This window comes from Priestia sp. YIM B13490 (assembly GCF_042787735.1).
GTDB classification, from domain to species: Bacteria; Bacillota; Bacilli; order Bacillales; family Bacillaceae_H; genus Priestia; species Priestia megaterium.
Map to the genome: position 1 here is coordinate 69,572 of NZ_JBHZOT010000003.1, position 23,564 is coordinate 93,135.

Annotated in this window: 16 protein-coding genes and 1 pseudogene; 15 read left to right on the forward strand and 2 right to left on the reverse strand. The window is 37.7% G+C overall.

The window, feature by feature from the left end; all coding sequences use genetic code 11:
* The first annotated feature begins 82 nt into the window (after positions 1 to 82).
* The 3 genes from ACFX4R_RS10270 to ACFX4R_RS10280 all read left to right on the forward strand — a co-directional run bounded on the left by ACFX4R_RS10270 (position 83) and on the right by ACFX4R_RS10280 (position 3,514).
* Positions 83 to 1,519: an NAD(P)-binding domain-containing protein gene (locus tag ACFX4R_RS10270; protein WP_377569500.1), complete on the forward strand. Its 1,437-nt coding sequence runs from the start codon at positions 83 to 85 to the stop codon at positions 1,517 to 1,519.
* Positions 1,520 to 1,556: 37 nt separating this feature from the next.
* Positions 1,557 to 1,883 carry a Na-translocating system protein MpsC family protein gene (locus tag ACFX4R_RS10275; RefSeq protein WP_043981928.1) on the forward strand — a complete coding sequence of 109 codons (327 nt, stop codon included), beginning with the start codon at positions 1,557 to 1,559 and terminating at the stop codon, positions 1,881 to 1,883.
* A gap of 254 nt (positions 1,884 to 2,137) precedes the next feature.
* Positions 2,138 to 3,514: an NCS2 family permease gene (locus tag ACFX4R_RS10280; RefSeq protein ID WP_377559342.1), complete on the forward strand. Its 1,377-nt coding sequence runs from the start codon at positions 2,138 to 2,140 to the stop codon at positions 3,512 to 3,514.
* A 79-nt stretch (positions 3,515 to 3,593) separates the two neighbouring features.
* On the opposite strand, the gene ACFX4R_RS10285 is transcribed toward ACFX4R_RS10280, so the two are convergent.
* The gene (locus tag ACFX4R_RS10285; protein ID WP_043981930.1) at positions 3,594 to 4,928 is read right to left on the reverse strand and encodes an ArsB/NhaD family transporter; all 1,335 of its coding nucleotides are present in this window, start codon (positions 4,926 to 4,928) and stop codon (positions 3,594 to 3,596) included.
* A gap of 474 nt (positions 4,929 to 5,402) precedes the next feature.
* Between ACFX4R_RS10285 and ACFX4R_RS10290 the strand changes: the two genes are divergently transcribed.
* From ACFX4R_RS10290 to ACFX4R_RS10345, 12 genes and pseudogenes are all read left to right on the forward strand, one after another.
* Positions 5,403 to 6,395, forward strand: a complete 993-nt coding sequence (locus ACFX4R_RS10290; protein ID WP_043981931.1) for a thiamine pyrophosphate-dependent dehydrogenase E1 component subunit alpha — start codon at positions 5,403 to 5,405, stop codon at positions 6,393 to 6,395.
* A gap of 18 nt (positions 6,396 to 6,413) precedes the next feature.
* The gene (locus ACFX4R_RS10295) at positions 6,414 to 7,448 is read left to right on the forward strand and encodes an alpha-ketoacid dehydrogenase subunit beta (RefSeq protein WP_013082775.1); all 1,035 of its coding nucleotides are present in this window, start codon (positions 6,414 to 6,416) and stop codon (positions 7,446 to 7,448) included.
* A 24-nt stretch (positions 7,449 to 7,472) separates the two neighbouring features.
* A complete protein-coding gene (locus ACFX4R_RS10300) occupies positions 7,473 to 8,699 on the forward strand; it encodes a dihydrolipoamide acetyltransferase family protein (RefSeq protein WP_043981932.1) in 1,227 nt (408 codons plus the stop codon).
* A 15-nt stretch (positions 8,700 to 8,714) separates the two neighbouring features.
* Positions 8,715 to 10,094, forward strand: coding sequence for a dihydrolipoyl dehydrogenase (gene lpdA / locus ACFX4R_RS10305; protein ID WP_377569503.1), 1,380 nt, complete (start codon positions 8,715 to 8,717; stop codon positions 10,092 to 10,094).
* A gap of 264 nt (positions 10,095 to 10,358) precedes the next feature.
* Positions 10,359 to 12,236, forward strand: a complete 1,878-nt coding sequence (locus ACFX4R_RS10310) for a sigma-54-dependent Fis family transcriptional regulator (RefSeq protein WP_162214064.1) — start codon at positions 10,359 to 10,361, stop codon at positions 12,234 to 12,236.
* Between the two features lie 54 nt (positions 12,237 to 12,290).
* Entirely contained in the window at positions 12,291 to 13,340 is a 1,050-nt protein-coding gene (locus tag ACFX4R_RS10315) for a 2,3-butanediol dehydrogenase (protein ID WP_043981937.1), read from the forward strand.
* Positions 13,341 to 13,792: 452 nt separating this feature from the next.
* Positions 13,793 to 15,007 carry a cystathionine gamma-synthase family protein gene (locus tag ACFX4R_RS10320; protein ID WP_043981938.1) on the forward strand — a complete coding sequence of 405 codons (1,215 nt, stop codon included), beginning with the start codon at positions 13,793 to 13,795 and terminating at the stop codon, positions 15,005 to 15,007.
* Positions 15,008 to 15,239: 232 nt separating this feature from the next.
* A complete protein-coding gene (locus tag ACFX4R_RS10325) occupies positions 15,240 to 15,818 on the forward strand; it encodes an HTH-type transcriptional regulator Hpr (RefSeq protein WP_043981939.1) in 579 nt (192 codons plus the stop codon).
* A 193-nt stretch (positions 15,819 to 16,011) separates the two neighbouring features.
* Positions 16,012 to 17,109 carry a GerAB/ArcD/ProY family transporter gene (locus tag ACFX4R_RS10330; protein WP_043981941.1) on the forward strand — a complete coding sequence of 366 codons (1,098 nt, stop codon included), beginning with the start codon at positions 16,012 to 16,014 and terminating at the stop codon, positions 17,107 to 17,109.
* Positions 17,096 to 18,619, forward strand: a complete 1,524-nt coding sequence (locus ACFX4R_RS10335) for a spore germination protein (protein ID WP_052500347.1) — start codon at positions 17,096 to 17,098, stop codon at positions 18,617 to 18,619. Before ACFX4R_RS10330 ends, ACFX4R_RS10335 begins: the two co-directional genes overlap by 14 nt.
* Positions 18,619 to 19,779, forward strand: a complete 1,161-nt coding sequence (locus ACFX4R_RS10340) for a Ger(x)C family spore germination protein (protein ID WP_230184721.1) — start codon at positions 18,619 to 18,621, stop codon at positions 19,777 to 19,779. The genes ACFX4R_RS10335 and ACFX4R_RS10340 overlap by 1 nt, the downstream gene beginning before the upstream one ends.
* A gap of 121 nt (positions 19,780 to 19,900) precedes the next feature.
* A pseudogene (locus tag ACFX4R_RS10345) lies at positions 19,901 to 20,934 on the forward strand (DUF3231 family protein).
* 607 nt (positions 20,935 to 21,541) lie between these two features.
* On the opposite strand, the gene ACFX4R_RS10350 reads toward ACFX4R_RS10345, so the two are convergent.
* Entirely contained in the window at positions 21,542 to 22,681 is a 1,140-nt protein-coding gene (locus ACFX4R_RS10350) for a hypothetical protein (protein WP_322551965.1), read from the reverse strand.
* Positions 22,682 to 23,564: the final 883 nt, after the last annotated feature.

The following is a 23,564-nucleotide window of genomic DNA, read 5'->3' on the forward strand; positions in this document are numbered from 1 at the left end:
GATGTTATAAAACCTATCATTTTGTGTTAGGTATAAAATAAACTTTTATCACGGAGAAACTTTATTGAAAGGAGAGATAGCGATGAGCTTAGAAGCTTTAAATAAAAGAGTAGAAACCGATCTTTCTTACCTTTCCTTTAGGAAACCAACAGAGGTACAGCCAATTACCCCTAAGAGCGGACACGTATACGATGTAATCATTATTGGAGGAGGTCAAAGCGGTTTAGGAACAGCCTTTGGCTTGCTGCGAGAACGCGTGTCGAATATTCTTGCTATTGATGAAAATCGTTCGGGTTTAGAAGGTCCGTGGGAAACGTACGCGCGAATGATTACGCTAAGAACGCCCAAAAACTTAACATCTATCGATTTAGGAATTCCTTCACTGACGTTTCAAGCGTGGTGGGAAGCACAATTCGGCTCAGAAGGATGGGAAGCTCTTGACAAAATTCCAAGAGGAGACTGGATGAATTATTTGCGCTGGTACCGGAACATTCTTAACCTTCCTGTGGCGAATGAAATAAAATTAACGTTAATTGAGCCAGCAGAAACAGGTATCCATCGCTTGCATATTGAAGGGAATGGAGCCGTGTGTCCTACACTGATGGCACGTAAAGTGATACTAGCTACAGGAATTCAAGGAGGAGGAGAATGGCATGTTCCACCTATGATTTCTGAAAAATTGCCGCCTCATCTTTATTCTCACACTTCACAAACCATTGATTTTACTACGTTGAAGAACAAAAAAGTAGCTGTTTTAGGAGGAGGAGCATCCGCGTTTGATAACGCCAACTATGCGCTTTCCGAAGGAGTTGCTGAAGCTCATGTATTTGTTCGACGAAAAGAACTTCCGCGTATTAATCCAATCAGACAAATGGAAGCTTCAGGAATGATTGAACGTTTCCATGCTCTGTCAGATGCTGAAAAATATGAAGTGATGGCTCATTTTTTCGAATACAATCAGCCGCCTACGAATGATACATTTGGACGCGCTTCCTCATGGCCAGGTTTTCATTTGCACGTACATGCCCCATGGCTCGACGTCGAGGAAAAACACGACAAAGCAGTTGTAACCACTCCTCAGGGAACGTTTACGTTTGACTATTTAATTATTAGCACCGGACTTCTAACAGATCCGGCTCTGCGTCCAGAATTGCAACTTGTTGAAAAACACATCGCTCGCTGGAACGATCATTACAAAGCACCGCATGAAATTGCCAACCCAGTATTGGATGCCCATCCTTACCTTAGTAACGGCTTTGCTTTTTTAAGTCGTAATAGGGAAGGTCAAAAAATGGTATATGGCCTTTTTGCTTTTAATTATTCCGCTTTAATTAGCTGTGGAATTTCTGCATCCGCTCTTTCAGGGCTAAAATATGCGATACCAAAGCTCGTCTCAGAAGTCGCCAATCAGCTTTTTATTGATAATCGCCATGAGAATTTAACTAATTTCTTTGACTATGATGAGCCTGAATTTGTCGGCAGCTGGTCAAAGGACAATAATCAAGTGAAAACAATATAGCAAAAACATATTTTTAACAATGAAAAAGGTGAAGCATATGGAGCCGATCTCTAAAAAGAAGATAGCTACTTTGTATACTCAAATTAGCCAAGAAATTTTTCATGTAGGCGTGAATACTCAAAAAATAGATATTATTGATAATAAAATTCTTATACTAGCTCAATCAAAAAGAATGCCGGCACTCGAAGCACTCAGTGAAGAATATAGAGAATTAGTGATGTCTCTTGATGCCGCTTTGTCGACTAAATATAAAAAAATGCTAAAGCAAAAAGTGGAGCTTTTATTTGATATCCAGGTCACTTCTTTATTTAGAGACTATGATCCTGTTACAGAGAATTCTTGTACGGTTATTTGCTTTAAATAACTTCGCTATATAAATTGCAAAACGTTCGATGAAATCGTTTGTTGTGCAAATACGTAAAAAACGGATGCTTATCTTCTGTTTACAGAAGCAAAGAGCCGTGAAAACAGAAGGATTCCCTTCTGTTTTCACGGCTCTTTTTATAGATATTTTCATGAAAAAGAGAGGGGAAATGGTTAAAAACACACTGTTTTATAGAGGAGCTGTAAAAGCGAGTTAAAAGAGAATGAATCGAAAATTAAAGGAGTGAAAAGCAAGTGGCGATAAATGAAAAAGTTGAAACTCAGCATATGGAACTAATAAAAAAATCAGCACCTAACCCTTCATGGTTGGATAAGCTGTTTCATTTAACCGAACGCAAAACAGATGTAAAAACAGAAATTCTTGCTGGAATTACTACTTTTGTGACGATGAGCTATATTATCTTTGTTAATCCGACGATTTTAGCAGATGCAGGCATTCCAAAAGAAGCGGCAATTGCAGCGACGATTTTTGCCACTGTCTTTGCTACTCTTTTGTTTGCATTATGGGCGAACATGCCTATTGCAGTAGCACCAGGAATGGGGCTGAACGCTTTTTTTACGTATACAGTGGTATTGGGTGAAGGGCTAACGTGGCAAACAGGTTTAGGAGCCGTATTTATTTCAGGGGTTGTATTTTTTATTTTAACGATAACAGGCTTACGCAAGAAGATTATTGAAGGGATACCTGCTATTTTAAAAAGTGCTATTTCTGTTGGAATCGGTCTATTTATTGCTTTTATCGGTTTTAAGCAAGCAGGCATTATTGTAAGCAACAAAGAAAATTTAGTAGCTCTTGGTCAGCTTACAAAACCGGGCCCATTCCTTGCTTTATTAGGTTTTATCGCGGTAACTGTATTAACTGCTCGAAAAATTAAAGGAGCTGCACTGATTAGCATTTTGCTGGTATCAATTGCCGGGATGGTGCTGGGCATAGTAGAAGCACCTAAAAGCATCAGCAGCGTGGTGTCATTTTCAATGCCGAGCATGTCGGAAACTTTTTTACAAATGGATATTAAATCCGCTCTTCATTACGGTCTTTTTTCTATTATTTTTTCATTTACACTTGTGGAGCTGTTTGATAATTTAGGATCGATGATTGGATTATCTAAAAAAGCTGGATTAATGGATGAAAAAGGTGAAATTAAAGGGTTAGATAAAGCGCTTATGGCAGATTCTCTTGCGACAATAGCCAGTGCTGCTATGGGATCTACCGCAATGAACGCGTATGTAGAAAATGCTGCGGGAATTGCAGAAGGAGGCAAGACGGGCCTTAAAGCACTGGTCGTTGCCATGTTGTTTTTAGTGAGTCTTTTATTTACGCCATTAATTAGCATTATTCCTGCTTTTGCTACAGCGCCTATTTTAATTATGGTTGGAGCTCTCATGTTAACGGAAATCAAAAACATCCCTTTAGACGAGATAACAGATGCTGTGCCTGCTTTTTGTACCATTATTTTGATGCCGTTAACGTTTAGTATCGGCGAAGGCTTAGCGCTAGGGTTTTTATCTTATACATTCGTTAAATTGTTAGCCGGCAGGGCGAAGGAAATTCACTGGATTATGTATATGATTAGCGCCGCTTTTATTATCAACTTCGTTTGGGCTGCTTGAGCGCATATATCTAGAGCAAAAAAGACTTCTCAGCTGAGAAGTCTTTTTACTGTTCATGTAAATTTTAATTGCTCTTTTCTTACAGGAATAAAAGGTAGCGAAGAAAGATATATAACGTTGAAATCAAAAGAGATACAAGCATAATTGGAGCTCCAATTTTCAAAAAATCCATAAACGAAAATTTATGTCCTTTTTTTACAGCCATGCCAGCTACAATGACGTTGGCAGATGCTCCAATTAACGTACCGTTTCCTCCCAAACATGCTCCTAGAGCCAATGACCACCATAGTACATTGATTTGAGCAGAATCAGGGCTCATTCCCATTCCATGAGCCATATCTTGAATAAGTGGAATCATTGTAGCAACAAAAGGAATGTTGTCAATAACAGCTGAAGCAATTCCACTAATCCACAAAATGAGATAAGCTGACAGTGCGATGTTGCCGTCTGTAACGTTTAAAGCGCCAGCAGCCAGTTTTTTGATGATGCCTACATCGATTAAGCCTCCGACAAGAACAAACAAACCTGCAAAGAAAATAATGGTTGTCCATTCAACAGAATCAAACGCGCTTTCTACTTCATCATGAGTTCTTAATCCAATTACCAATAGTACAGCAGCACCTGTAATGGCTACCATAGCCGCATCAATATGCAAAACGGAATGCAGGGTAAAACCTAGAATCGTTAAGACGAGTACAGTTAACGATTTTTTCATTAAAACGGAATCTTGAATATAATCTTTTTCATTTAAACTCATCAGCTCTTGCTTTTTGCTATCTTCTACTTTTAATTTTTTGCGATAGATAAGAACAAGAATCCCCAGTGTAACAACACCGATAATTAGCACTGCAGGAGCTAAGTTTAATAAAAAAGCGTTAAAATCAAGATGAGGATTTGCTGCTCCAATCATGATATTAGGTGGGTCGCCTATTAAAGTAGCCGTTCCCCCAATATTTGAAAACAGCACTTCTGATATAAGAAACGGAAAAGGATTAATATTTAAAATAGTAGTAATTGAAAAAGTAACGGGAACAATTAATAAAACCGTCGTTACATTATCTAAAAAAGCAGATCCGACGCCTGTTAAAATTGATAAAATAACTAGAATTCGAACTGGATCACCTTTAGCGATTTTAGCAGACTTGATGGCTGCGTATTGAAACACGCCCGTTTTATTTGTAATGCCGACTAGAATCATCATACCCATAAGAAGGACAATCGTTTCCCACTGAATGTGTTCGGTAATAGCATTATTAAAATCAACAATGCCTAACAAAATCATTAATATAGCACCTAAAAGAGCTGCTGAAGCGCGATTGATCTTTTCAGTCATAATTAAAAAATATGTAATGATAAATATAATAATGGCTGCGTATACATGAAAATTTGTAATGTGTTGAATTGCATTGTGCATAACAGTAACCTGGCGATATGTCATCTAGACATCACGAAGTGTAGATGACAAAAACTTTGGATGTTTTCCAGGTTTTCACCTCATCTTTCATTGTTTAATTTACATCCAACTTTACGGTAAAACTTCTATAAAGCCCGTTTTTCTTTAACCGACCTCCTTTAAAAGCCTTGGTGTTCCTCAAAATTAAGACGATTCCTTCAGCATTATATCATATTTACATAAAAGCTTTCTCGCTAATTATTCAATGTGATTTTCAACCCACACACTTATTATGCACCTTAAATTCAGTTTACATAATTGATTCCTCTAAGATTGGACAAAGTTAGACAAAGTTGGAACAGTGTCCAATTTTGTCTAACTTTATGAGGCCAAATACAATAATAGATTGCTAGTATAAAGGGATTTTACTATTGGCACGGTACTTGCAATAGTAGTTAAGTGAAGTTTGATAATCAAATGAGGAGGCTTACCATAATGAAAACTGCTCAAAACAAAACAGAAAAGCTTACGAAAGAAAAAGCCAGCTGGATGTATCAGAAAATGGTAGAAATTCGAAAGTTTGAAGATGAAGTACATCAAATTTTCGCAAAAGGTGTACTGCCTGGTTTTGTTCATCTGTATGCAGGTGAAGAAGCGGTAGCGGTTGGAATGTGCGCTCATCTTAATGACAGTGACAGTATTACAAGCACTCATCGCGGACACGGCCATTGTATTGCTAAAGGCGGCGATTTAGATGGAATGATGGCTGAGCTTTTTGGAAAGGTAACCGGGTTAGGCAAAGGAAAAGGCGGATCCATGCATATCGCGGATTTAGATAAAGGAATTTTAGGGGCAAATGGAATTGTAGGAGGAGGCTTTCCGCTTGCATGCGGTTCTGCTTTAACTGCTAAGTATAAAAAGACAAAAGATGTAAGCGTTTGCTTTTTTGGAGACGGAGCGGGCAATGAAGGGACGTTTCATGAAGGAATTAACTTAGCAGCCATTTGGAAACTGCCGGTTGTTTTTGTTGCTGAAAATAATGGCTACGGAGAGGCAACTCCATTTTCTTATGCTTCGAGCTGCAGCGCGATTGCAGACCGTGCCGCATCTTATAACATTCCAGGGGTACGAGTGGATGGAAAAGACGTGATAGCAGTTTATGAAGCAGCTGCAGAAGCTATTCAACGAGCCCGCAGAGGGGAAGGGCCAACGTTAATTGAATGTGTAACGTATCGAAATTACGGACATTTTGAAGGCGACGCACAAACGTATAAATCAGGAAATGAAAAGAAAGAACATCTCCAGGAAAAAGATGCTATCGCTCTTTTTGAAAATTACTTGCTTTCAGAACAAGTAATAACAGAACAAGAGCTTAGAGAGATTGAAGGTGAAGTAGAAAAAGCAGTAGAACGCGCAGTTGAGCTAGCAGAAACAAGCGATTATCCTGATGCTTCGGAACTATTAACGGATGTTTATGTATCTTATTAATTAAAGGGGGAAAAGGAAATGACTAGAAAATTAAGCATGTCTGAAGCTATTAATGAAGCTATGAAACTAGCGATGCGAAAAGATGAGAATGTGATTCTTTTGGGAGAAGATGTAGCTGGCGGAGCGGAAATTGACCACTTGCAAGATGATGAGGCGTGGGGCGGGGTTCTTGGAGTGACAAAAGGGCTTGTGCAAGAATTTGGACGTGAACGAATTCTTGATACGCCGATTTCAGAAGCAGCTTATATAGGAGCTGCAATGGGAGCGGCAGCTACAGGGTTAAGACCGGTTGCAGAATTAATGTTTAATGACTTTATTGGCTGCTGTTTAGATCAAGTGCTGAATCAAGGCGCAAAATTTAGATACATGTTTGGAGGAAAAGCTGAAGTGCCCGTCACGATTCGAACGACTCATGGGGCAGGGTTTAGGGCTGCAGCTCAGCATTCTCAGAGCTTGTACGCTTTATTCACTAGCATTCCTGGCATTAAAGTAGTGGTGCCTTCTAACCCTTACGATGCAAAAGGATTATTGTTAGCAGCTATTGAAGACAATGATCCGGTTATCTTTTTTGAAGACAAAACATTGTACAACATGAAAGGAGAGGTTCCTGAAGGCTACTATACAATTCCGTTAGGGAAAGCTGACGTGAAACGCGAAGGAACAGATTTAACCATTGTAGCAATTGGAAAACAAGTAAATACTGCACTTACGGCAGCAGATCAATTGTCTCACAAGGGAATTGATGTAGAAGTAGTCGATCCGCGAAGTCTATCACCTTTTGATGAAGAAACCATTCTTTCTTCTGTAGAAAAAACGAATCGATTAATTGTCATTGACGAAGCCAATCCAAGATGCAGCATCGCAACGGATATTGCCGCGCTAGTTGCTGATAAAGGATTTGACATGCTTGATGCACCTATTAAACGAATTACAGCACCACATACACCTGTGCCGTTTTCGCCTCCATTAGAAGATATTTATCTGCCGACACCACAAAAAGTAATTGAAGTTGTATCGGAGTTACTAGGAGATAAATCGCTTCTAAGCGTGTAATTAAAGAAAAGGAGGAGGAAGCAAATGGCTGCAGAGGTTGTAATGCCAAAACTAGGTATGGCAATGAAAGAAGGAACTGTTTCGACGTGGAACAAAAAAGTTGGAGACTCCGTTTCAAAAGGAGATATGATTGCAAGCATTAATTCTGAAAAAATCGAAATGGATATTGAAGCGCCGCAGGACGGTGTGATTCTTGATATTCTTGTACAAGAAGATGTAGGAGTGCCTCCTGGAACGATTATCTGTTATGTTGGAAAGCCAAACGAGCAGCTCACTGAGCAAAACAGTTCAGCAAATGAGCTGCAAGCGCCTAAAAACGAGGTAGCGGCTGCTATCTCGTTAGAAGAGCCACCAGCAAACGCAGCTCCATCAAAAAAGAGGAAAGAAACGGTGCTTATTTCACCAATTGCACGGAAAATAGCAGAATCTGAAAACCTTAATGTTGAAACGATTAAAGGCACAGGACCAAAAGGAAGAATCACCAAAGCAGATGTAGAGAAAGTGCTGGCGGAAAGAGCTTCAGAAGCGAGTCGTCCACCAGCAGAAATAGATAAAGCTATAAAAAAAGAAACGCTTCCAGTAGCGGGCATGAGAAAAGTCATTGCAAGTCGAATGCATAGTAGTTTATTAAACAGTGCCCAATTAACAATTAATATGAAAGCTGACGTGACGGATTTGCTGTCTCTTCAACGGGAAATCAAAGATGTGATCCAACAACGCCATAAGGTGAAGATATCTCTAACTGATTTTATTGCTCGCGCTGTTGTTCTTTCACTTCAAGAACATAAACAAATGAACAGTGCCTATATAGATAACGAAATTCATCTCTATAACCATGTTCATCTTGGAATGGCCGTAGCTTTAGAAAATGGGTTAGTTGTCCCTGTTATGCAACATGCTGAAAAGATGTCGTTAGTTGAATTAGCTGCAGAGATCAAAACACGAGCAGCAGATGCTCGGCAAGGTCAGCTGGCCACTGATAGAATGCAAGGTTCTACATTCACTATTACTAATCTCGGTGCTTACGGAGTAGAGTATTTTACACCTGTATTAAACCCGCCTGAAACAGGAATTCTTGGTGTTGGAGCTACTGAAGATGTACCGATGTATAAAGGAGACGAATTACAAAAAAGAAACTTGCTGCCTTTAAGCCTGACGTTTGATCATCGCGTACTGGACGGAGCACCTGCAGCTAATTTCCTTGGAACTATTAAACAATACTTAGAACAGCCTATTTTACTACTCTTATAGAAAGGGGTGCATTCCGTGAAACCTTTAGTTGTGATTGGAGGCGGTCCAGCAGGATATGTGGCGGCAATCACTGCCGCCCGGCAAGGAAAACAAGTTACGTTAATCGAACAAAAAGATTTAGGTGGAACCTGTTTAAATGAGGGCTGTATGCCAACAAAGTCGCTATTAGCAAGCGCGGAAGCCTATGAGAAAATTAAGAAAGCTGAGCAATTCGGCATCAATCTTCCTTTAGAACAAGTGAAAATTAACTGGGATGGCGTTCAGCATCATAAAACAACCATTGTTAAAAACTTGGTCAGGGGAATCGGCTATTTGATGAAAAAGAACAGTATTAAAGTCATAAAAGGAGAAGCTTCTTTTTTGACAAATCATTGTCTAGCCGTGCGAAACGAAAATCACGTAGAAGAGATAGAGGCTGAACAGTTTATTATTGCTGCGGGTTCAGAACCTGCTAGCCTGCCATTTGCTCCTTTTGATGGAAAGTGGATCATTCACAGTAAACAAGCAATGTCGCTGCCTGCTATCCCTTCATCTCTTTTAATAGTAGGAGGAGGTGTAATTGGATGTGAATTTGCAAGCATTTACAGCCAAATGGGAACAAAAGTAACGATTGTGGAAGCAGCAGATCAGCTGCTTCCTGGTGAAGATGCCGACATCGCATTGACGTTACAGGAAGAATTAGAGAAAAAAGGCGTAGGGATTTATACATCCGCTTCGCTAACGGAAATGAAGCCAGAACATAAAACGGCTCTATTTAAACATAAAGAAGAGCTGCATGAACTGCAGGCTGAGTATGCATTAATTTCAATTGGCAGAAAACCTAGAGTGCTAGGTTTGGGTTTAGAACAGGTTGACGTACATTTTTCAAAACAAGGAATTGATGTTAATGAGCATATGCAAACGAATATACCTAATATCTATGCTTGTGGAGATGCAGTTGGCGGAATTCAGCTTGCTCATGTCGCCTTTCATGAAGGCACAGTTGCTGCTTTGCACGCATGCGGAAAAGATAAGAGCGTAAATTATCGAGCTGTACCCCGCTGCATTTATACTCACCCTGAAATTGCAAGTGTCGGTATGACAGAAAAGCAGGCTCGAAGCGAATACGGCGATATTCGCGTCGGAGAATTCTCGTTTACGGCAAATGGTAAAGCAATGATTGCAAATGAGTCCGTTGGAAAAGTGAAAGTAATCGTAGAACCGCAGTTTAATGAAATTATTGGGCTTTCCATTGTAGGTTCACATGCTACAGAATTAATTGGACAAGGAACCATTATGATGCACGGAGAGTTGACCACAGATATAATGGAAGACTTTATCACTGCCCACCCTACATTATCTGAAGCCATTCACGAAGCTCTTTTGCAGTCGGCGGGTCAGGCCGTTCACTCCTGATTACGCAGGTGCCCAAGTTATTAAACTTTTTGAGGATAAAAAGTAAAAATGAATGATTCAAAAAGATAACTAGAGGATGAAGGAATCACGGAAGCGGTATAGTAGTTTTCCTGCATCCTCGTCTAGTTTCTTTATTAATTTTTACATAACGTGAGTTTAAAAATCTATCATTTGGTAATGATAACGTTTTCTTTGTGATTTATAATAATGGTAACAAGCCTTGATTTACTATATTCAATTAAGTTTATAGGGGAGAGGTAAAAAATGGAATCCACACTTTCTTTAAACACATGGAAACGTTTTGTAAACGAAGGAGCACTTGAACCTTCAAGGTTAAACGACATTATTGTAAAGTCGTGGCATCGTTGTAAAAGCGCAGATGTTAATCCTTACCTAGATAAAGGCAGATCGATTTTAAGAAATGAAGACTTTCATTCTCGAAAACAAATGAACTCTTTATTTCTTGAGACGGCTTTGCCGCACTTAGAAAGAATCAGACAATCAGCGGCGGACTTAGGAATGGTTGCTTTATTAATTGACCCAGAAGGCTATATTTTATCTATTACAGGAAATAGACTTACACTGAATGAAGCAAGGAAAATTAATTTTGTGGAAGGTGCCTGTTGGACAGAAAAAGAAGTAGGCACAAATGCAATCGGTACGGCTCTGCAAACGGAAGAGCCCATTATGATAACGGGTACAGAACATTATTCGATTGCTTCGCATCAATGGAGCTGTTCGGCAGCGCCTGTTCGAAATGACGACGGAAATTTAATTGGGATTATTAATATTTCTTGTCCTGTAAACAGAGCTCACCCTTATACACTTGGAATGGTTACGTCCATTGCGTATACAATTGAGCGGGAGTTAAGCATTCGAATGCACAAAGACGAAATTGAGTTGGTTCACGCTTCTATGAATTTTGTTGATAGCAAACAGCTCTTGCTGCTTTGCAATTACAAAGAAGTGATTGTGGGAGCAAGCAAAACCTTGCGAGAATGTATACCAAAATGGTCAGGTCTGCAGTTAAATACGATTGTACAACAGGGATTTCGTATAGTGATGGAAGTGCCTGTAATTTCAAAAAGACACGGTCATTCTATTGGAAAGATTATTTATTTATCAGAAGAAGCGCACCACAACCAAACAACTACACAGATCCCTGCTCAATCATTTTCTTTTAAAGGGGAAGCAGGCATAAGCCGTTCCTTTCAGCAAACACTAGAAGAAATAAAGCATGCGGCTCCTACGGATACAACAGTCTATATTTTAGGGGAAACAGGTACCGGAAAAGAAGTAATAGCTCAAACAATTCATGAAAACAGCTCGCGTAAAAACGGGCCTTTTATTGCTCTTAATTGTGGTGCTATTCCGAAAGAACTTATGGAAAGTGAATTATTTGGCTATGTGGAAGGAGCATTTACAGGAGCACGGCGTCAAGGATATCAAGGAAAGTTTGAGCAGGCTAATCACGGTACGATTTTTCTTGATGAAATAGGTGAACTTCCTCATTCTATGCAAGTTTCTTTGTTAAGAGTATTGCAAGAGCGCAAGGTAACGCCTGTTGGAAGCAATCAGGAAATTCCGGTAGACATCCGTATTATTACCGCTACTCATCGAGATCTTCGTCAACTTGTCAGTGAAGGGAAGTTTCGAGAAGATTTATATTACCGGCTTCACGTGTATCCCGTGCATGTTCCGCCTTTGCGAGAAAGGAAAGAAGATATTCCACATCTGATGCGCTACTTTTGTCAAAAGAATGCTTGGAATATGAATTTCCCCAAGGAATTAGTAGATAAACTAATAGATTATCAGTGGCCCGGCAATATTCGAGAATTATTTAATGTACTTGAACGCTTGAAGATCTCGCTTAAAACAGAAGCAGAAAAAGAGAAGATATTGAATTATTTGAGTTCTTTAAGTCTTGGTGGCCAAAAGAACATCTCTAACTCTGATACTTCACAAGAAATAGAAGACAATGATTTTACGTCCCTCCCCGTACTCACATTTCGTGAAAAAGTTCAAAAAGACTTAATGATGGATGCTTTACGTAAAACACAGGGAAATGTGTCACTTGCCGCTAAGCTGTTAGATATACCAAGAAGTACATTTTATAACAGATTAAAAAAATTCAATTTGTAAGCTGAGAGTTCGTAGCTGTTTTAAATTTTTAAATAAGGATAGGAGCTGAGTAGAATGAAAGCATTAAGATGGCATGGCGTTAAAGATGTAAGGTTAGAATATATTGCAGAACCTACTGTCTCTCAAGGAAAAGTGAAAATTAAAGTAGAATGGTGTGGAATTTGCGGAAGTGATTTGCATGAGTACACGGCAGGACCTATTTTTATTCCTACAGAAGAACCCCATCCATTAAGTAAAGATAAAGCGCCGGTTGTGCTGGGACATGAATTTTCTGGACAAGTTGTAGAAATCGGAGAAGGTATTACGAATGTAAAAGTCGGAGACAGAGTAGTGGTAGAACCTATCTATGCATGCGGAGAGTGTGAAAACTGTAAACAAGGAAAGTATAATCTTTGTAATAAAATGGGGTTTTATGGTCTTGCCGGAGGTGGCGGAGGTTTTTCTGAGTATGCCTCTATACCGGTTGAAATGATTCATAAAATACCAGAAGTGGTGTCTTACGAGCAAGGAGCTCTCGTAGAGCCTTCAGCTGTGGCTCTTCATGCTGTGCGTCAAAGCAAACTAAAGGTAGGAGATAAAGCCGCCGTATTTGGGACGGGGCCAATCGGTTTGCTAGTTATTGAAGCGTTAAAAGCATCGGGTGCATCTGAAATTTATGCGATTGAACTATCGGAACAGCGCAGACAGAAAGCTGAAGAACTTGGGGCGATTGTGATTAACCCGCAAGAATACGATCCCGTAGCAGAAGTACATAAGCGCACAGGCGGAGGTGTAGACGTTTCCTATGAAGTGACAAGTGTTCCCTTAGTTTTAACTCAAGCCATTAATTCTACCAAAAGTGGCGGGGAGACAATGATTGTTAGCATATTTGAAAAAGAAGCGTCCATTCATCCTCAAACAATCGTTTTACAAGAGCGTACAGTAACAGGTATTATTGGCTACCGCGATGTATTTCCAGCGGTTATTAGTTTAATGGCAAAAGGCTATTTTTCGGCTGATAAACTGGTGACAAAACGTATCAAGCTAGAGAATGTAATTGAAGAAGGTTTTGAGACATTGTTAAAAGAAAAGGAACAGGTGAAAATTTTGGTGAAAGCTGAATAAAAAAAGAGGCTGGGACAAAAGTATTTTAGACGAAGTAAAAAACGAACCATTGATCAAAATTTTTGATTAGTGGTTCGTTTTTTTGTTAGCGTGAGCGTATGTTCGGTTTGTTTAGGCCCTTCTAGCAGTCGATTGCAGGGCAAGATGAGGAATCCTGCGGGAAAAGCGGAACAGATGAGACCCACAGGAGCGTATGCGACGAGGAGGCTCAGCGCCCATGTAAAGCGAAGTCTTGCACGGAAATCAACTGCCGTGTCATAAGCGGTTCAGCTCATCTATCCTATTTGTTCGTCTTTAGATTGGATTCATTTCGTTATGTCTCAACCTCTTTAAATTGAATAAGGTAAGTATGGTTATTTTATTATCAGATTATTCTGTACTATATACAGTATATTGTATACAATATATAATCTAATCATTATCTAATTAATAAAATCAGAGGTGATGAGTGAATGACAGACAAACAGTTTAAAAATGTACAAGACGGAACCAAAGCGGTATGGGCGGGAGAAAAAGAATCCCTTGCTTACAATGCCACTCAAGTTCCTGTCGTCTTCAGCGTAGCTTACAATTATGATGATGTAGACGAATGGCAAGAAGTTGCGTTAGGAAACAAACCAGGCTATACGTATAATCGCATGAGTAATCCTACAGTTAAAGCTTTTGAAGAAAAAGTAAGGATACTTGAAGAAGCAGAAGAAGCGGTCGCATTTTCCTCCGGCATGGCGGCTATTAGCAGCACTTTATACACGTTTTTAAAACCTGGAGACCGCGTCGTATCGGTAAAAGATACATATGGAGGAACAAATAAAATCTTCACTGAGTTCCTTCCTAACATCGGAGTGGATGTAACCTTATGCAATACGGGGAATCATGAAGAAATTGAAGCGGAAGTAAATAAAGGATGTAAAGTGCTATATTTAGAGTCACCTACAAATCCTACGATGAAAATTATTGATATTGAAAGAATAGCAAAAGCAGGAAAAGCAGTAGGGGCAGTCGTCATTATTGACAATACGTTTGCGACACCTATTAATCAAAACCCTCTTCAATTAGGGGTGGATCTTGTCATTCACAGCGCAACAAAATTTTTAAGCGGACATGCGGATGCCTTAGGAGGAGCAGTATGCGGCTCTAAAGAATTAATGAAGCATGTGTATCACTACCGTGAGATCAATGGCGCGACCATGGATCCCATGTCAGCGTATCTTATTTTAAGAGGAATGAAAACGTTAAAATTACGTATACGTCAACAAGAGCGAAGCGCTTTGGAAATTGCTAAATTTCTTCAAAAGAAAGAAGCGGTTGAAGCCGTCTATTATCCTGGATTGGAAACACACCCTCATCATCATATTGCCAAAAAACAAATGAAAGGCTTTGGCGGGATATTAAGCTTTGTTTTAAAAGGAGAAATGGAAGCTATTAAAATTTTGCTGCCAAAGTTAACGTATGCAAATAAAGCCGGCAATTTAGGAGCGGTTGAAACAATTTATGGACCAGCAAGAACGACTAGCCACGTAGAATGTACGCTTGAAGAACGTAAAGCTCTTGGAATATCCGAAGGACTGGTTCGCATATCTGTAGGAATTGAAGATACGGAAGATTTAATTGCAGACTTAGCACAAGCATTTACTCACTTGGAATCCGCATCATCTATTAGTAATTAAAAAGACGCGTATTACTTTTTTTAATAAAAATAAAGTAAGTACCTCTTTTTAGTTGGTAGACACGTCTTCAGAATTATAGAAATTTTGTGGAATAAAGCTGATAAATTAAACTGTACGTGTATTTTTTCGTCTGATTTTGTAGGTATACTGATAAATTAGATGAAATAAAAATGTTTTTACGCGTTTTAAAAATAAACTAACTTACAACAGCCTACAAATAAGGAATGATAGTATGTCGAAACAAGAACAAGAAAGTGAATACACAATAAAAGATGCATCATTGTTTGGATTAAAATTAATGCAGGTAAGTAAAGCCATCTGGAGAGCTGCGGAAGATGACTGGGAGCAATGGGTGAAACCTTATGGACTAAACGTAAATGAGCATCATATTTTATGTTTAGCTAGTAACACGGGAGAAATCTCTATGTCAGAGTTAGCTAATTTAGGAGCTATGCATATCTCTACAGCGTTTAATTTTTCAAAAAAATTAGAAAATCAGGGATATCTGCATTTGTCCAAAAGAGAAAATGATAAAAGAAACACCTACATCAAATTGACTGAAAATGGCGAACAATTATTGCTTGATACGCTCAAAGGGTATGAACCACATAACAGTAAGATATGTAAAGGCGCACTTCCTTTAAAAACGTTATACGGCAAATTCCCCGCTTTTCCAGAGCTAGTAACCGTTGTTCGCCATGTTTGCGGCGGCGAGCTTGTGACCGTTGCTGATCAACCTTTTGTGAATATAAAAGAAGCGGGAATAGAAGAAAATGAAGATAAGAAAGAAGTCCAGCTAACTAGTAATTGAACGCAGTGAATAATATGCAGACAATAGGGCTTCATGAAAATAAGTGAATAACAGGCGAGCTGTTTTATACGTGAGAAATACGACGTATAAAACAGCTCTTTTTTATTTTTCGAATAATGATTCTCCATTATATTATGAGAAATTTAGGATAAGCTACCAGTAGTAAATTTTCTGAAGAGAAGGAGTGATTACCATGAATAAGTCAGACTCAATTTCTGTTTTTCAATTGATCCTTCTTTCAATGACGTTTATTGGCTTAAAAACTCATGTGATGCTCATATCTCCATTAATTAAAACGGCAGGACGAGATGCTTGGATCACCGTTCTTCTTACTTGTCTTTTAACACTCATATGGGTTCCTTTACTCGTATATGTAAATAAAAAAACAAAAGGCGAACATCTTTTTCGATGGATGAAAAAGCATGTGAATAAGTCATTTACCAATGTCGTTATTTTTCTTACAATCGTTTATTTGACCCTTATGGAGATCGTCACTTTACGAGAGACGATTACGTGGATTAATATTATTTTTCTTCAGCGAACACCTTTAATTATTCTCGTTTTACTATTTGGTTTTACCTGTTGCTTACTTGCCGCTACGAGTCTTAGAACGATTAGTATTGTAAACGTATTTCTTTTATTTTTTATTGTAATATTAGGTTTCTTTGTTTCTTTTACAAACTTTCAATTTAAAGATTATTCTTTATTGCAGCCTGTTTTAGAAAATGGCTATTTTCCTGTTATTAAAAGTATTGTATTTCAAGGATCAGGGATGGTAGAGCTGCTGCTGCTGCTCTTTTTGCAGCACAAAGTGCCGCAGCCTATACGCTATAAGCATTTAGCGGTGGCTGCAATTCTCTTAACAGGCCTTACGATTGGACCTCTCATTGGAGCAATTACTGAATTTGGCCCTGTAGAAGCCTCTAAGCAACGTTTCCCTCCCTATGAAGAATGGGGAATTGCATCGCTTGGAAAGTTTATAGAACATATCGACTTTCTATCTATTTATCAGTGGTTGTCGGGTACCTTTATCCGCATTTCGACCTTTCTTTTTATTATGAAAGAATTAGTTTCGTTTCAAAAAGGCCAAAAAAGGTTTCTTTTACTCATTCTAGTGGTTATTACTGTATGTACGCTGGCTCCTATAACGGACTTTGCTTTTTCAAATCTTTTATTTTTTACAATCATACCGGCTACTTTCTGGTTATTTGTTGCTTTCTCTCTTTTCTTAGTAGTCATAGTCTTTCTATTTTCTCATAAAACAAGGAGGGATAAGAGTGGAATTTTTTAAGAAGAAAAAAGACTACAGCTCTAAAAAACAAGAGGCGGAAAGTCTTTTAAAAGAAAGTTCTTCTCGTGCTCAGATAATCAATGAGTGTACGTTAAGAGATTTATTTGGAAAATGCAGCGATATTAACTTCGAGACCGTTTATTTTTATAACAAACGAGTGCTTATGATTTATTGTACCGGTCTAGTTAGTACGGAAATGCTATATGAAATGATTCCTAAAAAATTAGAGGAATGCTGTGCTAAGTTAGAGGGTGAAGTAGAAGGAGACAAGATCATAAAATTATTAAATCTTCCCTCAGTTTCCATCGTTCAAGATGAAGAACAGGCAGTTTCAGAAATTTTTTCCGGGAAATTATTCATTGATTTTGGATCACCACAATCAGTTGTTTCTATCGATATTTCGGACCGTCCTCAAAGAAGCCCAGAAGAAACGAAAAATGAAGTAACCATATTGGGTCCTAGAGATAATTTTATTGAAGACTTACCTGTCAATATTGCTTTAATTCGCAAGCGTCTTAAATCAGTTTCCTTGTTAACAAACTCTTTAGAGATTGGAAAACGAACAAAAACAAAAGTAAGCATTTTATACATGGAAGATGTAGCTGACAAGAAGATACTTGATGAAATTATGGAAAAGTTAGGAGATATCGATATCGACGGTATTTTCAGCGGAACACAGTTAGAAGAGCTCATTAATAAAAATCCGTATAGCTTTTTTCCTCGACACGCTTATACAGGGAGACCTGATTTTGCGGTTCAATCTCTGTTAAATGGCCGGTTTATTATATTAATTGATGGAACTTCATATGCGTATGTTACACCCATTAACCTTTTTTACTTATTAAAGGGATCTGAAGATAAAGAAAATACATATTTATACAGCTCTTTTGAGCGTATTCTTCGAATCTTCGGGCTTTCTATCGCTGCTTTTTTGCCGGGTTTTTGGGTTGCAATGACGGCTTTTCATCAAAATCAGCTTCCGCTCAGCCTGTTAGCTACGATTGTTGAAGCAAGAAGAGGTGTTCCGTTTCCTACCTCTCTTGAGGCAATATTAATGCTTCTTTTATTTGAATTGTTTCGAGAGGCAGGGTTTAGACTGCCGACTTCTGTCGGGCAGACCCTCAGTGTAATTGGAGGGCTTATTATCGGTGATGCAGCCATTAGAGCCGGTTTAACCAGTCCTGCCATGCTTGTTGTCATTGCAGGTTCTACAATTGCTACGTTTACGCTAGCTAATCAGTCTCTTATAGGAACAATTTCACTAATCCGCTTTTTTTGTATTATCTGTGTCAGCATCTTAGGTTTCTTTGGATTTTTTATTTCCATCTTTTTAGTCATGATCTATATTACAAACATCCGAACGTTTGGTGTGCCATATTTTGAGTTAGCAACCCGTTTAGACGTGAAAAATATTTTAAAATCTCTCTTCCGTCTTCCCGAAAGTAAAAAAGCAACAAGAGCTAGTATGCTTAACCCAAGCGATTCCACACGCGAAAAAGGAGAAAGTTAGTGAAAGGGAATATAAGGAATTTACTTATACTTATTATGAGCTCTTTTTTATTGTTTCTTTCGGGATGCTGGGATACGAATGAACCGGAACAAATGGTATATGCACAAGGAATGGGGGTAGATTTTAAAGATAACCGTTACGTTCTTTACCTGCAGACCATCAATTTAAGTTTATTAGCAAAATCCGAGGCAAGCGGTGCTGGCGCGGGTCAAGTCAAAGTAGAAGTTGGTTATGCAACAGGGAAAACCATTGATGAAGCTATTTTTAGATATTATCAAATTTCTCAGCGCAGAATCTTTTTTGGGCACTTAGCTTTCCTTGTTCTAACGGACGATGCGTTAAAGCATGGCGCTGTCAAATCGGCAGTGGATTTTTTAGATCGTTATCGGGAAACGAGATACAACATCTGGATGTATGCTACGAAAAGTCCTTTGAAAAAAACGTTGTTAGCTACGCCTATGTTCGAAGTATCGAACGCTCTTTCTCGCTTGAGCGATCCTAAAGTGATTTTTAAGCAAAACTCGTTTATTCCACCAATCGATTTAAGAGAGCTCATTATCCATCTTAATGAACCTAGTCACGAAGTAAATATTCCTCTCGTTCAGACTAAAGAACATTTAACAACGGATCAAAAAAAAGAAACAGCTATTCAAGTAAACGGAGCAGTGGCTATTACATCATCTGAATTAAAAGGAGTTTTTTCAGAGAATAAAATCAAAGGACTTAGATGGATAACGGATGAATTTGTACGAGCTGGTTTACGGGTAAGGCTCCCTGATCATTCCGATATTGATCTTGTGGTAGACAAGAAAAAAGTAAAAATTGAACCTGTTATAAACGGTAGTAATTTAACATTTAATATAAAAGTTCGTGCAAAAACAACGATTTTAGTTATGCCGCAGCACGAAAAACTATCGACTATAAAAAAAGAAGCTGAACAGAAAATTAAGAAACAAATTATGGAAACGTACGCGCAAGGCTTAAGTATAAACAGCGATGTTTACAGGCTTTCTCATGTTCTTTATAAAAAAGAACTGCGTAAATGGAAGGCTGTTCAAAGCAACGGGGCAATTCCTTTAACAAAAGACTCAATAAATGTGAAGGTCAACGTACAGGTTAAGCATGGAAACAAACAGCGAATAGGTCCGACTATAGATTAACATACTGAAAACCTGCACACCTCACCTGATAATGTTAACTCATTAAACAAAGGACAAAAGTGGAGGAATAGATAAAATAGAAAAGACCAACCTAAGAACAAATCAAATTAGGAGATTATAGATGGAAACAATCAAACCAATTAAAATAGGTTCAAAAAAACAAGCGTGCAAGAAAAATTAACAGCCCCCGAAATGGGCAAACTTTGGGCAACCTATATGGGCAACAGCATGTCTTCGTATATTTTAAGTTATTTTCTTGAACACGTTGAAGATCCAGATATAAAAAAGCTGTTACAGCATGCAAAAGGTTTAACGGAAGAATTTCAAAGTAACGTAAAAGACATTTTTACAAAAGAGAATGTGCCAATTCCATACGGATTTACGCAAGAAGATGTGAACCTAGGCGCTCCAAAGCTGTTTGAAGATGAATTTTACGTGCATTATTTAAAATATGCTGCTAAAGCTGGATTAAGCATTTACAGTATCGCACTGCCTCTAATGTATAGAGAAGATGTAAAGACATTTTTAACGTATTGTATGAAAGCAACAATGGAACTGATGGAGCAAATAAAGGCAATCTTAATGGATAAAGGATTTATTATTAAGCCGCCACTTATTCCCGTACCAGAAAAAGTGAACATCGCTAATACTCATTATTTAAGCGGTTTTATAGGAGATGTTCGACCTTTGCATGCATTAGAAATTGCTCATCTGTATGATAACATCGAAAATAATGTGACAAGCAAAGCCTTAATTTTGGCATTTAGTCAAGTTGTTAAAAGTGAAAAAATCCGTACGTTATTTGTAAAAGGTGAAGATCTGACAAATAAAGCGGTAGAACGCTATATTGAAAAGCTTCATCGAGATAATTTACCAGCGCCATCCTTTCTTGATCATTTAATTACTACTTCGACTTTTTCACCGTTTTCGGATAAATTGATGCTGTTCCATAAAATGGATATGTTCTCGATGAAAATGAGGGCTTTTGGAAATTCAGTAGCCGTCAATGGAAGAAATGATTTGGCGCTGTTATATGGAAAATCAATGACAAATATCTCGAAGTTTGTAAAAGATGCAGCGGATATTATGATGGAAAATGGATGGATGGAAACACCACCGGAAGCGGTAGATAGAAATCATTTAAACTCCAACTAATTAAATAATTTGCCTTTTTCTCTCTTCAAATAAAAAAACACACAAAATAGATGTCAGATTTTGTGTGTTTTTTTATTTGAAGAGAGAAAAAGCTGTTAATCCTGCCTTTATATTTGATAGTCATTAAACTAACCGAACTTATGATTACAATTTGTATAGGAGCTTAATGTCTCCATGTATAAAAAATATTATTTATTTGCTGCTCATTATTTTATAGAAATTACTAGACATTTATAAGACATTAAAAAGAAATTAAAGAAATTATAAACATTGCTAAAACTTATATGGGTAAAAGCCTTCTACTGACTGAGGTTAAAGGGAATAAAGCAATCAAAAAAACTGCAGTTTACTACAAGAATTTTCACGAAAAAATATAGGATTTTTTTATAACGGCTATATTTTCTACGCAGTAGTTCGGAAAATAACGTTTATTTATTGTGTTTTTTGTTCATTTAGTTGATTTTTTTCACGAAAATGAAAATCATTATCATTTAAAGGGATTTATCGTAGCTCACAGACGTGTATGTTTGAGTAAGTTAAAGAGAAAGAAAGAATGGAAGGAAAATAGAGTAGAAATGAGTAAAAAAAGGCATAACAAAAAAGAGTATTATAGAGCGTTAATTTTTGCCTGATAATACCCGTTGGCAATTTTGCGGATATACGTAAAGAAGTTTGACTCCATTTCATGCACAAGAGGTCGAAATGCATCCATACTTTCTTCTATGTAAGTTTGTTGTAAGTGACGCTGAACGGACGTTAATGATTTTTCGATTATATCTAAACCAAACTCATGTACAATGGAATGAATATCTTCTTTTTTAATTGAATAATGGCCAAAAGATTTAAAGAAATTCTTAAACTGAGCAAATGTATGCTCTCCACGAATTTTTTCGATTTCTTTTTGTTTTTTACTATCATGAGCACCAGTTAAATTAAAGCTTAAAATAAAACCATCCTTGATTTTTTCAATAATTGATTTTCTTGGCTGCTTTTCTTCTAATAATGTTTTGACACAATCATCTTTTTCTAGCACATCGATACGGAAAATTGTACTCAATTTACTAGCCATTTCTTTAATAGCAGCTTTATAGCCAATGTATTTTGGAAGAATGTGTTTTACCTCAGTGTAAGATAGAAGCGCTTCTGAATCTTTCTTTACGTTTACATCAGATTCGTATACGTACAACGCACGTAAAGCCAGACGCAGCATGTTGATATTTTTAATAGCCAGCAATTGATAAATCACTTCCATCGAAACAGAAGTATAACCACCTTTTGAAGTATATGTATTGTTATCTTCATCAAGCATTTCAGGATTATATGATATGTTTTGAACATCAGCAGCTTCTTTTATATGTAAATCTAAAAAATCCTCTAAATAGTTGTTTAAAGAAACTTGAATATAGTCTCCCCATAAACGATCCCAGCGAATGATGTCATAGTCTTCTAAAAGCTTATTATTATTTTGAACGGTCCGAACGGAACATTGGATTGTATTAGCCAGTTCTTGCTCAGAAATAATTGAAATATGACCCTGGCTGTTACATTTGGCTACGTAAGCTAAAATTTGCTTCATCAGAGAACCCGTCCACTTTATATCTACAAAGTTTTTCGCAAGACCAAATGAATGTTTTTCATAGTAATAGCTATTGCCTCGTTTCGTGTTTCTATTTAAGCCGCTCATGACAATCAGCAGTTTATTTGCTACAAGGGTGTGCCGTTTTAGTACCAGCTTTTGTATACTCATGTAGTGACCTCCTTTCCAAAACTATATACGTCGTCTTTTACAGTATAGACACAGTCATATAGGCTGTAAAATGACATATTTGCACGGGGAAATGGTGCATTTTTTTAAAAGACTAGTGATACCAAGGGACGAGACATCTATTTAAAAGGTGACATATTTGCACGGAGATGTGGAGCAAAAATAGCGTTATATTTCATAAACGTTGATAAAACAGCATTCTTAAGCTAAATGTCGTATTATGACGGATGAAATACACAAAATGCGACAAATTCGAAAAAAATTTTGATGTAAAAATGACATATTTGCACGGAGAATAGGAGCAAAAATGATAAAAGTAAAGGTTCAGGCAAGGAAGTGACACATTTGCACGGAAAATAGGAACAAAAAAAAGAAAAATGCCCTTTTTGAGACACAAAAAGTTCACATTTTCAGAGGGGATAAACAAACATTTGCAGAAAAAATAGTGTTTTTTTAAGAAAGTGGCATGTTTGCACGGAAATCTGGAGCAAAAAACACTTTTGCACGGAGATGTGGAGCAAAAATTGAAGGAAACGGAGAGGGAAAGTCGCTGACACAAGAAAATTTATGTAAAAGTGACATATTTGCACGGAAGATTGGAGCCAAACTTATAGTAAATGCAGTATAGAAAGAAAAACGACACTTTTGTACGGAAATCTGGAGCAAAAAACAATTATAAATACTTTTTTAGACATAAAAAGTTCACAAAATGATAAGGAAGGTGAAGTTTAATAGCTATATTAGCAGGGGAAACAATATGTTTACATGGAGAATTGGAGCAAAAAAACACTTTTGCACGGAAATGTGGAGCAAAAAATGCAGTGATTAATAGTACATAGATAAAAAGAATGCCCTTATAAAGATT